General features: G+C 60.5%; 12 protein-coding genes. 1 reads left to right on the top strand and 11 read right to left on the bottom strand.

Translation table 11 applies throughout. The features are described 5' to 3' along the window. Positions 1-58: 58 nt before the first annotated feature. The 11 genes from atpB to rpmH form a co-directional block, all read right to left on the bottom strand. Positions 59-931: a F0F1 ATP synthase subunit A gene (gene atpB, locus ACX1DW_RS17390; RefSeq protein ID WP_063540249.1), complete on the bottom strand. Its 873-nt coding sequence runs from the start codon at positions 929-931 to the stop codon at positions 59-61. 14 nt (positions 932-945) lie between these two features. Then, complete coding sequence (locus ACX1DW_RS17385; protein WP_073865897.1) at positions 946-1,344, bottom strand: F0F1 ATP synthase subunit I; 399 nt, start codon at positions 1,342-1,344, stop codon at positions 946-948. A 133-nt stretch (positions 1,345-1,477) separates the two neighbouring features. Beyond that, positions 1,478-2,350: a ParB/RepB/Spo0J family partition protein gene (locus tag ACX1DW_RS17380; protein WP_458991990.1), complete on the bottom strand. Its 873-nt coding sequence runs from the start codon at positions 2,348-2,350 to the stop codon at positions 1,478-1,480. A 9-nt stretch (positions 2,351-2,359) separates the two neighbouring features. After that, positions 2,360-3,148 carry a ParA family protein gene (locus ACX1DW_RS17375; RefSeq protein WP_003303699.1) on the bottom strand — a complete coding sequence of 263 codons (789 nt, stop codon included), beginning with the start codon at positions 3,146-3,148 and terminating at the stop codon, positions 2,360-2,362. An 18-nt stretch (positions 3,149-3,166) separates the two neighbouring features. Continuing rightward, positions 3,167-3,814 (bottom strand): 16S rRNA (guanine(527)-N(7))-methyltransferase RsmG, encoded by a 648-nt coding sequence (gene rsmG, locus ACX1DW_RS17370; protein ID WP_208217110.1) that lies wholly within the window; start codon positions 3,812-3,814, stop codon positions 3,167-3,169. Next, entirely contained in the window at positions 3,814-5,706 is a 1,893-nt protein-coding gene (gene mnmG, locus ACX1DW_RS17365) for a tRNA uridine-5-carboxymethylaminomethyl(34) synthesis enzyme MnmG (protein ID WP_458991989.1), read from the bottom strand. The genes rsmG and mnmG overlap by 1 nt, the downstream gene beginning before the upstream one ends. A gap of 500 nt (positions 5,707-6,206) precedes the next feature. After that, positions 6,207-7,574: a tRNA uridine-5-carboxymethylaminomethyl(34) synthesis GTPase MnmE gene (gene mnmE / locus ACX1DW_RS17360; protein WP_458991988.1), complete on the bottom strand. Its 1,368-nt coding sequence runs from the start codon at positions 7,572-7,574 to the stop codon at positions 6,207-6,209. Between the two features lie 72 nt (positions 7,575-7,646). After that, entirely contained in the window at positions 7,647-9,317 is a 1,671-nt protein-coding gene (gene yidC / locus ACX1DW_RS17355) for a membrane protein insertase YidC (RefSeq protein WP_125867548.1), read from the bottom strand. Positions 9,318-9,319: 2 nt separating this feature from the next. Beyond that, positions 9,320-9,565 carry a membrane protein insertion efficiency factor YidD gene (gene yidD / locus ACX1DW_RS17350; protein ID WP_063540255.1) on the bottom strand — a complete coding sequence of 82 codons (246 nt, stop codon included), beginning with the start codon at positions 9,563-9,565 and terminating at the stop codon, positions 9,320-9,322. Beyond that, positions 9,558-9,953, bottom strand: a complete 396-nt coding sequence (rnpA, locus tag ACX1DW_RS17345) for a ribonuclease P protein component (RefSeq protein WP_063540256.1) — start codon at positions 9,951-9,953, stop codon at positions 9,558-9,560. Before rnpA ends, yidD begins: the two co-directional genes overlap by 8 nt. 14 nt (positions 9,954-9,967) lie before the next feature. After that, entirely contained in the window at positions 9,968-10,102 is a 135-nt protein-coding gene (gene rpmH, locus ACX1DW_RS17340; protein WP_003290924.1) for a 50S ribosomal protein L34, read from the bottom strand. A 506-nt stretch (positions 10,103-10,608) separates the two neighbouring features. Here rpmH and dnaA point away from each other — a divergent pair. Continuing rightward, positions 10,609-12,069: a chromosomal replication initiator protein DnaA gene (gene dnaA, locus ACX1DW_RS17335; protein WP_133455174.1), complete on the top strand. Its 1,461-nt coding sequence runs from the start codon at positions 10,609-10,611 to the stop codon at positions 12,067-12,069. Positions 12,070-12,100: the final 31 nt, after the last annotated feature.

Below are 12,100 nucleotides of genomic sequence, written 5' to 3'. Positions count from 1 at the left end.
AAGCTAAGGGGGTTAAGGTTTTCTTGGGTAAAGCAAAACGGTTGTAACGGTTCAGCTGTTACGGCGTGAGCTCGGCGTGCCCATGATCTTCATGAGCAGAACTCAGGTACACCACGGTCAGAACCATGAAGATGAACGCCTGAAGCGGGATCACCAGGATGTGGAAGATCGCCCAGGGTACATTCAGGGTCCACTGCACGTAGAACGGCAGCAGCGCGATAAGGATGAACACCACCTCACCGGCATACATGTTGCCGAACAGACGCAGCGCGAGGCTGAGCGGCTTGGTCAGCAAACCGAGGATTTCCAGGAACAGGTTGAACGGAATCAGCGACCAGTGGTTGAACGGGGTGAAAGCCAGTTCCTTGCTGAAACCACCGATACCCTTGACCTTGACGCTGTAGAACAGGATGAGGATGAACACGCCGAGCGACAGACCGAAGGTGCCGTTGGGATCGGCGGTCGGCACGATCTTGAAGGCCGGCAGACCGAGCAGCCCAGCGATGCCCGGAATGTAGTCGACCGGGATCCACTTCAGGCTGTTCATCAGGAACACCCAGACGAAGATGGTCAGCGCCAGCGGAGCAATGAGTGGGTTGCGGCCATGGAAGGTGTCCTTGACCACGCCTTCGACGAACTCGACGCACATCTCGACGAAGTTTTGCAGCTTGCCCGGTACGCCGGCCGTGGCAGACTTGGCGGCGCTGCGGAACAGCAGGATGAAGATGGCGCCCATCAGCAGCGACCAGCCAAGGGTATCCAGGTGAAAGGCCATGAAGCCCATGTCACGAGCTTCCAGACCCGTCTGAGCGATGGTCCAGGTGGCCTGATCGAGAACGGAGCCATCAGCACGCTCGTAACCTGCCGGCAGCTTGCCGTAGGTGAGGTTTTGCAGGTGGTGCTGGATATATTCAGCGGGGGTACTCGCCATAAACGCCTCAATGCTCAATGCTTCGGATTGTTTTTCATCAGCAGGAGCGCGCTTGCTCCGACACCCAGAACCAGCAGATAGCCGGCAAACAAGGCAATCGGGTCCAGCGGCTTCACTCCCACGAACACCAACGCAAACAGCGCTGCTGCCAGAATCTGTTTACCCATCTCGCCAGACCAGAAGGACTGGATGATTGCCCGAGTCGAACGTGCGCCAAAGTACCGAAAGGCCTTGTACGCGAAATACACGTTCGCCGACAGCGCAATCAGACCGCCACACAGTGCGGAGTAGCCGGCGACCATACCAAATACCAGGCCACATGACACAGCGGTCGCAACCACGACCATCGCCTGCATCAGCAATACGCGAAAAGCCGGGAGGCGATGGAAGGGTGTTCTGTTGCGTATGTTCACCGGATTTCCATCGCTGCAGCGGGCCGCGTAAATAATTGTCCGCAGTCAAAAAAGCGCGGCGAGTATAGGAGCAGGCCAGCCGGGGTTCAACTCTCCGGTAGTATTTTCCGACCGGCACTACATGGATTTTGTATCAACGAATGTGCGCCAGAACGCCCTGCAATTCGTCCAGCGAACTGTAGCGGATCACCAGTTGGCCCCTGCCCTTCTGCCCATGCTTGATCTGCACCGGCGAGCCCAGCCGTTCGGCAAGGCGCTGTTCCAGGCGGCTGATATCCGGATCGCTCTTGACCTCGGGCTTCGGCTTTTCCTTATCGCTCAGCCACTGACGTACCAGGGCCTCGGTCTGGCGGACCGTCAGACCACGTGCGACAACATGCCGCGCGCCCTCGACCTGTTGGTCACCCGGCAAACCCAGCAAGGCGCGCGCATGGCCCATCTCCAGATCACCATGGGCAAGTAGCGTCTTGATCTCGTCCGGCAGGGCGATCAGTCGCAGCAGATTACTGACGGAGACACGCGACTTGCCGACCGCATCGGCGACCTGTTGCTGGGTCAGCTGGAACTCCTGCTGCAAACGCTGCAGCGCCACCGCCTCTTCGATCGGATTGAGATCCTCGCGCTGAATGTTCTCGATCAGCGCCATGGCGATCGCCGCTTCGTCCGGGACCTCACGAACCAGCGCTGGCACCTTCTCCAACCCGGCCTGCTGGCTGGCCCGCCAGCGCCGCTCGCCGGCAATGATTTCGTAGCGACCACCACTCAGCGGTCGCACCACGATCGGCTGCATCACGCCGTGGTTCTTGATCGACTGGGCCAGCTCTTCCAGTGCCTGAGGGTCCATGTCACGTCGCGGCTGGTACTTGCCGCGCTGGATCAGCTCCAGCGGCAGGTGCTGGAGTTCGCGGGTATCGACCTTGGCAGCCTCTTCCTGCATGGCCGAAACACTGGCGCCGCCGAGCAGGGCATCGAGTCCGCGGCCTAGGCCTCTTTTCTTGGTCGCCATGAGTAGTCCTTATGCGAGGGCGCCACGCGCCGACTGGCGCTGGCGTCGCGACAGTTCTCCGGCCAGGGCCAGGTAGGCCAGTGCGCCCTTGGATTGCTTGTCGTAGACCAGCGCCGGCATACCGTGGCTGGGTGCCTCGGCAAGCCTGACGTTGCGCGGGATGACGGTGTCGTAGAGCTTGTCGCCAAAATGCGCCTTGAGCTGCTCGGAGACATCGTTGGTCAGGCTGCTGCGCGGGTCGTACATGGTGCGCAGCAGACCTTCGATCTTCAGACTCGGATTGAGTGCCTGACCGATGCGCTGGATCGAGTTGACCAGGTCGGTGAGCCCTTCGAGCGCGTAGTACTCGCACTGCATTGGGATGATCACTCCGTCCGATGCAGCCAGAGCATTGATAGTCAGCATCGACAGCGACGGGGGGCAGTCGATGAGGATGTAGTCATAATTTTCGCGGACCGGCGCCAGGGCTTCGCGCAGGCGCTTTTCCTTGGCCGGCAGATTCAACAGGGCCACCTCGGCCGCGGTCAGGTCGCGGTTGGCCGGCAGCAACTGGTAGCCACCGTGCTCGGAGAACTGCATGGCATCAACCAGGCTGCATTCGCCGATCAGCACATCGTAGATCGAGTATTCCAGGCCGAGCTTGTCCACACCGCTGCCGGTGGTGGCGTTGCCCTGCGGATCGAGATCGATCAGCAGCACGCGCCGGCGCGTCGCAACCAGCGAAGCGGCCAGGTTGATACAGGTGGTGGTCTTGGCGACACCGCCTTTCTGGTTGGCAATGGCGAAGACTTTAGCCATGGTCAGTGTCTGTCCGGGTCATGAAGTGCGGCGCAGTATCAGCAGATGGCGCTGGCCTTGGCAACCGGGAACCTTGAGTACGTGACAGGCATCGAGGCGGAAGTCCGCTGGCAGCCGCTGCAGCTCGTCGTCCGGCTGCACGCCTTTCATCGCCAGCCAGCGCGTCTCGGTATCGCCCAGATGGCGTGTCCAGCTGGCAAAGTCCTCCAGCGAGCTGAAGGCACGCGAGGTGATGCCGTCGAAAGCGATGGCTGGCTGGAACTGCTCGACACGGCTGTGCACCACCTCGAGATTGGCCAGTTTCAGCTCCAGCCTCACCTGGGTGAGAAAGCGCGTCTTCTTGCCGTTCGAGTCCAGCAGGGTGAAGGCCAGCTCGGGGAACATGATCGCCAGCGGCACGCCAGGCATGCCGCCACCGCTGCCGACATCCAGCCAGTTGCGCCCACCTTCGGCGACGAAGGGCACCACGCTCAGGCTGTCGAGCAGGTGCCGCGACACCATCTCGTCCGGGTCGCGTACGGCGGTCAGGTTGTAGGCCTTGTTCCACTTGATCAGCAGCGCCAGATAGGCAAGCAGCTGCTGCTGTTGCCACTCGCTGAGTTCGATCCCAAGTTCCTCGGCACCACGAACAAGCTCGGTGGCATGCGACTCACTGACCAGATTCATCAAGCGCTCTGCTCCAGCTGCTGGCCGGCGTTGCGTTTCTTCAGATGGATCATCAACAGCGAGACGGCCGCCGGGGTGACGCCCGGGATGCGCGATGCCTGGCCAAGCGTTTCGGGCCGAGCCTGCCCGAGCTTGTGCTGGATCTCCTTCGACAAGCCCGGAATCGTGGTGTAGTCGAGATCAGCCGGCAGGGCGATGTTCTCGCTGGCACGCAGCCGTTCGATCTCGTCCTGCTGGCGTTCGATGTAGCCGGCGTATTTGGTCTTGATCTCGACCTGCTCGGCGACCTGAGGATCCTGCGCACCGTCACCGGTCAGTTCGATCAGGCTCTGATAATCGATTTCGGGACGCGCAAGCAGATTGAGCAGGTTGTACTCGCGGGCCAGCGGGCTGCCGAAGCGTTCGGCGATGGCATCGCCCTGCGGCGTGCCGGGGCGCACCCAGCTGTTCTTCAGGCGCTGTTCCTCGCGCTCGATACCTTCGCGCTTGGCGCAGAACGCCGCCCAGCGGGCGTCGTCCACCAGCCCGAGCTCGCGGCCCTTCTCGGTCAGGCGCAGGTCGGCATTGTCCTCGCGCAGAATCAGCCGGTACTCGGCGCGCGAGGTGAACATGCGATACGGCTCCTGCGTGCCGAGGGTGATCAGGTCATCGACCAGCACGCCGAGGTAGGCCTCATCGCGTCGCGGGCACCAGCTGTCCTTGCCCTGCGCGCGCAAGGCGGCGTTGGCTCCGGCGAGCAGCCCCTGGGCGCCGGCTTCTTCGTAACCGGTGGTGCCATTGATCTGACCGGCAAAGAACAGCCCGCCAATGACCTTGGTCTCCAAGCTGTACTTGAGATCACGCGGATCGAAATAGTCGTATTCGATGGCGTAGCCCGGCCGCACGATGTGCGCATTCTCCATGCCGCGGATGCTCTGCACGATCTGCAACTGCACGTCGAACGGCAGCGAGGTGGAGATGCCGTTGGGATAAAGCTCGTGAGTCGTCAGGCCTTCCGGCTCGAGGAAGACCTGATGACTGTCCTTGTCGGCAAAACGATGAATCTTGTCTTCGATCGAAGGGCAGTAGCGCGGTCCCACGCCTTCGATCACACCGGAATACATCGGCGAGCGATCGAGGTTGGCGGCGATGATCTCGTGAGTACGCGCGTTGGTGTGGGTGATCCAGCAGCTGACCTGCGGCGGATGCTGCTCCCGGCTGCCGAGAAAGGACATCACCGGCAGCGGCGTGTCGCCAGGTTGCTCGGTCATCTGCGAAAAGTCCACCGAACGGCCGTCGATGCGTGGCGGCGTGCCGGTCTTCAGCCGACCGACGCGCAGCGGCAGTTCGCGCAGGCGCTTGGCCAAGGCGATCGAAGGCGGATCGCCTGCACGTCCGCCTGAATAATTCTGCAGACCTATGTGGATAAGTCCGCCAAGAAAGGTTCCGGTGGTCAGCACCACTGACGTGGCGAGGAAACGCAGCCCCATCTGCGTGACGACGCCACGGACCTCGTTCTGCTCGACGATCAGGTCATCGGCCGCTTGCTGAAATATCCACAGGTTGGGCTGGTTTTCCAAGGCTTCGCGAACTGCAGCCTTGTAAAGCACCCGGTCGGCTTGTGCACGGGTGGCACGCACGGCAGGTCCCTTGCGGCTGTTGAGCACACGGAACTGGATGCCGCCCTTGTCGGTGGCGGTTGCCATGGCGCCGCCCAGAGCGTCGATTTCCTTGACCAGATGACTCTTGCCGATGCCACCGATGGCAGGGTTGCAGCTCATCTGGCCGAGGGTTTCCACGTTGTGGCTGAGCAGCAGGGTCTTCACGCCCATGCGTGCCGCTGCCAGCGCAGCTTCGGTGCCGGCATGGCCGCCGCCGATAACGATCACGTCAAAACGGGAAGGGAAGTCCACCACGCACCTCGTGCCTGTCTAGATGGGAGTTTGGGAAACCGCGAAGTATAGGGATTTAGCCGGAGCTAAAGAAGGGCTCTGAGCAAAAAATGACCAACCATTCGACGGGGTACGTCAGTGGGTAAACATAGAAATAGAGAAGAAATAGATAAGAAGCTTATTTCTATGTTTATGTATGGTGAACTACCGTTCTGTGGATAACCCTCTGAAGACCCCGTCGCTCTAGCTCTCTAGGAAAGGATAAGCCTGTGCTTCGGCTGGGTGTTAGCCGTGTGAACGCGGCGCGCATCCTGTGGATTAAAGGCCTAGTTATGCACATATGGATTTTTCACCCGTTTTTAAGATGACTTTTCTACTGCGTTCAGGCGGCCTTTTCCACAGGGCTCATTGACGGCACAACGGGCAGCCGAATGCCTGCGCTGGGTTTCTTCAGCGCGACGTTGCGCGTTGTGGGTGAAGGGAGAGGAAGTGAAGCGGGCGCGATCAACGCCCGTTCTGAGTCATTTGCCGATGCAGAAGCTGGAGAAGATTCGCCCGAGCAGGTCGTCCGAGCTGAACGCTCCGGTGATCTCGCCGAGCGCCTGTTGTGCCAGGCGCAGATCCTCGGCCAGCAACTCGCCCGCGCCGGCCAGTGTCAGCTGGGCATGTCCATGCTGCAGATACTGGTCGGCCAGACGCAGTGCGTCGAGATGGCGGCGTCGAGCGCTGAAGCTGCTTTCAGAAGTCTGCTCGTAGCCCATGCACTGCTTGAGGTGTTCGCGGAGCAGCTCGATACCTTCACCTGACCGGGCGGACAGGCTCAGTGTTGCCTGTCCGCTGTCGTCAAAGCGAATCGCGATCGGCTCACCGCTCAGATCGGCTTTGTTTCGGATCAGCGTCACCCGGTTCGGTGCCGGGCTGAACTCGAGAAACTCCGGCCAGAGGGCCATAGGATCCAGCGCTTCAGGTGCACTGGCATCGACCATCAGCAGCACTCTGTCCGCTTCGCCGATGGCGTTGAGCGCCCGTTGCACGCCAATGCGCTCGACCTGATCGTCGGTGTCGCGCAGACCGGCCGTGTCGACGACATGCAACGGCATGCCATCGATGAGGATGTGTTCGCGCAGCACGTCGCGGGTGGTGCCGGCAATATCGGTCACAATCGCAGCCTCGCGGCCCGCCAGTGCATTGAGCAGGCTGGATTTACCGGCGTTCGGGCGTCCCGCGATCACTACCGTCATCCCGTCCCGCAGCAATGCACCCTGGCCGGCCTCCCGCAGCACTGTGGATAACTCTGCTTTCACGGCATTCAGCTGCGCCAGGACATGCCCATCGGCGAGGAAGTCAATCTCTTCCTCAGGAAAATCGATCGCCGCTTCTACATAGATACGTAGCTGAATCAACTTCTCGGTCAGTTGGTGCACGCGGCGAGAGAATTCGCCCTGCAGCGAACGCACCGCGTTGCGCGCTGCCTGTGCCGAGCTAGCTTCGATGAGATCGGCGATTGCCTCGGCCTGGGCCAGATCCAGCTTGTCGTTGAGAAAGGCGCGCTCACTGAACTCGCCTGGTCGAGCCAGACGCACGCCGAGTTCGACGCAGCGCTGCAGGAGCATGTCCAGGACAACCGGGCCACCATGCCCCTGTAGTTCGAGTACGTCTTCTCCGGTGAACGAATGCGGGCCTGGAAAGAACAGCAATAAGCCCTCGTCGATCACCTCGCCATCGTCTGCGTGAAATGCACCGTAGTGCGCATGCCGTGGTGTTGGCTCACGACCGGTCAGGGTAATGGCGATGGCCTTGGCCCGTGGCCCTGAGACCCGGACGATACCGACCCCTCCGCGCCCTGGAGCGGTAGCGACGGCAGCTATGGTGTCGCGAACTGGATTCATGCGGCCTCCTTTCTGGATCGCAGATAGCAGAACGCCCCAATCAAGGGGCGTTGTGCATGGGCATCTGAGGTGTCAGGCGGGCTTCGCCGCGGCCTCGATCTTGCGGGTAATGTACCACTGCTGAGCGATGGACAGGACGTTGTTGACGACCCAGTACAGCACGAGACCGGCAGGGAACCAGAGGAAGAAGAAGGTGAAGATGATCGGCAACAGCTTCATCACCCGAGCCTGCATGGGGTCCGGCGGAGTCGGGTTGAGCTGCTGCTGAATGAACATGGTCACGCCCATGATGATCGGCAGGATGAAGAACGGATCCTTGATCGACAGGTCGGTGATCCAGAACATCCAGGGCGCTTGGCGCATCTCGACGCTTTCCAGCAGGACCCAGTACAGCGCCAGGAACACCGGCATTTGCACCAGGATCGGCAGGCAGCCACCCAGCGGATTGATCTTCTCTTTCTTGTACAGCTCCATCATCGCTTGGGACATCTTCTGGCGATCGTCGCCATGCTGTTCCTTCAGCGCCTGCATCTTCGGCGAGACAGCGCGCATGCGGGCCATCGACCGGTAACTAGCGGCAGAGAGCGGGAAGAAGGCGAGCTTGATGACGATGGTCAGCACGATGATCGACCAGCCCCAGTTGCCGAGCAGCGCGTGGATGTTCTCCAGCAGCCAGAAGATCGGCTGGGCGATGAACCAGAGAATGCCGTAGTCGACCGTCAGACGCAGACCCGGAGAGAGCTCTTCCAGTTTGTCCTGGCTCTTCGGGCCGGCATACAGCGTGGCGCCGGTCTCACCCTGAGCACCGGCCGGCACGGTGACCGCCGGGCCGGTGAAACCGATGATGTAGTTGCCCTGGCTGTCCTTGCGGGTCTGCACCTGGTTGGTGTCGTCCGCCTGCGGGATCCAGGCGGTGACGAAGTAGTGCTGCAGCCAGGCGATCCAGCCGCCCTGCACGCTTTCACGCAGGTTGCTTTCATCCATGTCGCCCATGGAGACCTTGCGATAGGGCTCGTCCTTGGTCCACAGCGCGGCACCCAGATAAGTGGCGGTGCCGGTGGCGGTGCTCGAGGATGGGTCGCCGCTGTTGTCGCGCTTGAGCTGGCCGAACAGATAGCCGGTCCAGGGCTTTTCACTCTGGTTGTCGATCAGATAGTTGACCTTCAGCGCGTAGTTGCCTCGCTCCAGAGTAAAGCGCTTGGTGTAGTTGACCCCATCGGCGCTGTAGTTCAGGTCGACAACCAGCTCATCCTGCCCTTCGGCCAGTCGATACTCGGTTTTCTCGCTGCTGTACTGCGGACGGCCGCTGGCCTTGTCCGGACCATCGCCAATCAGGCCGCTCTGCGCTTCATAGGTACGCTCGCCGCTGCGCTCGAACAGCTGGAACGGCACATCGGGCCGATCCTGACGGCGAGGATACTGCGGCAGATGCAGCTCGACGATGTCCCCGCCACGCGGATCGATGGCCAGATCCAATACGTCGGTGCGCACCCGGATCAGTTGACTACTCGGTGCGCTGGCTGGCAGGGCACTGGCTTGCTGCTGACCGGCCACGGCCGGGACGTCATCAGCATTGCCTTCGGTCGTCGCACTCGGGCTGTCCGGCAGTGCCGGAGCGGCTGGCTGGCTTTGCGCGGTTTCGGTCGGCAAAGCTGCCTGACCGTAATCCTGGTTCCACTGAAGAACCATCAGGTAGGCAACGACTGCCAGAGCTACGAGCAGTATCGAGCGTTTGATATCCATGGTTACTCGGCCATCGGAGATGAATTGGAAGTGTTGTGAGGAGGCACAGGATCGTAGCCACCAGGGTTCCACGGGTGGCAACGCCCCAACCTGCGCAGGCTCAGCCAGCCGCCACGCAACAGACCATGGGTTTCGATGGCCTCTAGTGCATAGCAGGAGCAGCTTGGATAGAAACGACAGTGACTGGCCATCATCGGACTGATGGCGTACTGGTAGACCTTGATCGAAGCAATGGCCAATTTACGCATGGGTGCTGTTGGCGGCTCCAGGTTCGACGGCGGCCTTGGCTGGGTTGCGTGACAGTCGCTTCCAGAGCTTGGCGAACTGCTTCGCCAGTTCGGGATTGTCCAGATCAGCCAATCCCTTGCGGGCGATGATCACGATGTCCCAGCCCGCCAATTCCAGTTGGTGGTGACGAAAGGTTTCCCGTATCTGCCGCTTGATGCGGTTACGTTCCACCGAAAGCTTGACGCTTTTCTTGCCGATCACCAACCCGAGGCGGGGGTATTGCAGATCGTTCTCGCGTGCCAGCAGCAGGACGTTCCTGCCAGGCACCTTACCGGAAGGGGAGTCGAAGACTGCCTTGAATTGGCGGGGAGTCAGCAGACGCTTTTCCCGGCCGAAGCCCCGACTCACTACCTGTTCCGATATCAGACGGTCAGACGCTTACGGCCTTTGGCGCGACGGCGGGACAGAACTTGACGACCATTCTTGGTGGCCATGCGGGCACGGAAGCCATGGGTACGAGCGCGCTTGATGGTGCTGGGTTGGAAAGTGCGTTTCATGGTGCGGTTACCTGGTGATCCATTGCGGGCCGGAATGGCCCCCTTTTAAGAGACCGGCGATTGTAGAGAAGCTGTCCAGCCAGGTCAATTTCCAACCAGTTCCGCCGAGCCAGAAAATAGATAAGAAAGAAAAGAAATATAAGCTCTTAAGATGTAATGCTTATGTATGTACCCACTACGATCTGTGGATACCTTTCTGCAGGCTATACGCAGCAAGGGCTGAAGCGATTGAAAAGCAGGTGGAAAAGCGGTGCGGCGGGGGTGGGAAGCCTCTGTGCAGCCTGGGGATGAAACCCAGATATATCCACAGCGGACAGAACTAATCGCTTTCCCACAGGGTTTAACACCGCCCTTATGCGGGGTTATCAACAGGCTTGCAGGATGGCTTTTCATTCTGCCTGGTAAGCCGGAATCGCAGTGGCACGGGGCGGGTTCTTGTGGATAACCAACCGGTGCACAGCTACAATGGCCGCCGTCTTACCTCGACAGAGTCGATAGGAGCTTCCGTGTCGGTGGAACTTTGGCAGCAGTGTGTTGAGCTTTTGCGCGATGAACTGCCTGCTCAGCAATTCAACACATGGATTCGTCCCCTGCAGGTGGAGGGCGACGGCGATGAACTACGCGTCTATGCCCCAAATCGCTTCGTGCTCGACTGGGTCAATGAAAAGTACCTGTCGCGACTGCTGGAGCTGCTTTCCGAACGGTCGACCGGGCTGGCGCCGGCACTCTCCCTTCTTATAGGTAGCAAGCGCACCTCGTCCGCCGCCCTGCCCTCCGCGGCCGCAGCAGCGCGCGCCCAGCCGCAACCAGCAGCAACCACGCCGGTCACGCCCGCAGCGGTGGCGCAACCGCAAGCGGCCCGGTTCGAACCGGTGGTTGCCGAGCCCCCAGAGCCGGAGCCGCCGCGTACCGAGCGGACCGTGCAGGTCGAAGGTGGCCTCAAGCACACCAGTTATCTGAACCGCACCTTTACCTTCGAGAATTTCGTCGAAGGCAAGTCCAACCAGCTGGCACGGGCTGCCGCCTGGCAGGTGGCGGACAATCCGAAGCATGGTTACAACCCGCTCTTCCTTTATGGTGGCGTGGGTTTGGGCAAGACCCACCTGATGCATGCGGTGGGCAACCATCTGCTGAAGAAGAATCCGAACGCCAAGGTGGTGTACCTGCATTCGGAGCGTTTCGTCGCCGACATGGTCAAGGCCCTACAGCTCAACGCGATCAACGAGTTCAAGCGCTTCTACCGTTCAGTGGATGCGCTGCTGATCGATGACATTCAGTTCTTCGCCAAGAAAGAGCGCTCCCAGGAAGAATTCTTCCATACCTTCAATGCGCTGCTTGAAGGCGGCCAGCAGGTCATTCTCACCAGCGACCGCTATCCGAAGGAGATCGATGGGCTCGAAGAGCGTCTGAAGTCGCGTTTCGGTTGGGGTTTGACCGTAGCGGTCGAGCCGCCCGAACTGGAGACCCGTGTGGCGATCCTGATGAAGAAGGCGGATCAGGCCAAGGTGGATCTGCCCCACGATGCGGCGTTTTTCATTGCCCAGCGCATTCGCTCCAACGTCCGCGAACTTGAGGGAGCGCTGAAGCGGGTGATCGCCCATGCCCACTTCATGGGGCGCGACATCACCATCGAGCTGATACGCGAATCGCTGAAAGACCTGCTGGCGTTGCAGGATAAACTGGTCAGCGTCGACAATATCCAGCGCACCGTGGCCGAGTACTACAAGATCAAGATTTCCGATCTGCTGTCCAAGCGGCGTTCCCGTTCGGTCGCGCGTCCGCGGCAAGTGGCCATGGCTTTGTCCAAGGAATTGACCAATCACAGCCTGCCGGAGATCGGCGATGCGTTCGGCGGTCGAGATCACACCACGGTTCTGCATGCCTGTCGTAAGATCGCCGAATTGCGGGAAACAGACGCGGATATACGTGAAGATTACAAAAATCTGCTGCGAACTTTGACAACCTGAGTGCGACCTAATCTATAGGCAAGGGACCAGA

Source organism: Stutzerimonas sp. KH-1 (assembly GCF_054483855.1).
The sequence above is the reverse complement of the archived record's forward strand: the minus strand, read 5'-3'. Positions and strand labels throughout refer to the sequence as shown.

What these genes read in the sequence shown, in the direction of transcription:
- atpB (WP_063540249.1), bottom strand. Translation starts at nt 931, where the DNA reads ATGGCGAGTACCCCCGCTGAATATATCCAGCACCACCTGCAAAACCTC.
- ACX1DW_RS17380 (WP_458991990.1), bottom strand. Translation starts at nt 2,350, where the DNA reads ATGGCGACCAAGAAAAGAGGCCTAGGCCGCGGACTCGATGCCCTGCTC.
- ACX1DW_RS17375 (WP_003303699.1), bottom strand. Translation starts at nt 3,148, where the DNA reads ATGGCTAAAGTCTTCGCCATTGCCAACCAGAAAGGCGGTGTCGCCAAG.
- rsmG (WP_208217110.1), bottom strand. Translation starts at nt 3,814, where the DNA reads ATGAATCTGGTCAGTGAGTCGCATGCCACCGAGCTTGTTCGTGGTGCC.
- mnmE (WP_458991988.1), bottom strand. Translation starts at nt 7,574, where the DNA reads ATGAATCCAGTTCGCGACACCATAGCTGCCGTCGCTACCGCTCCAGGG.
- yidC (WP_125867548.1), bottom strand. Translation starts at nt 9,317, where the DNA reads ATGGATATCAAACGCTCGATACTGCTCGTAGCTCTGGCAGTCGTTGCC.
- yidD (WP_063540255.1), bottom strand. Translation starts at nt 9,565, where the DNA reads ATGCGTAAATTGGCCATTGCTTCGATCAAGGTCTACCAGTACGCCATC.
- rpmH (WP_003290924.1), bottom strand. Translation starts at nt 10,102, where the DNA reads ATGAAACGCACTTTCCAACCCAGCACCATCAAGCGCGCTCGTACCCAT.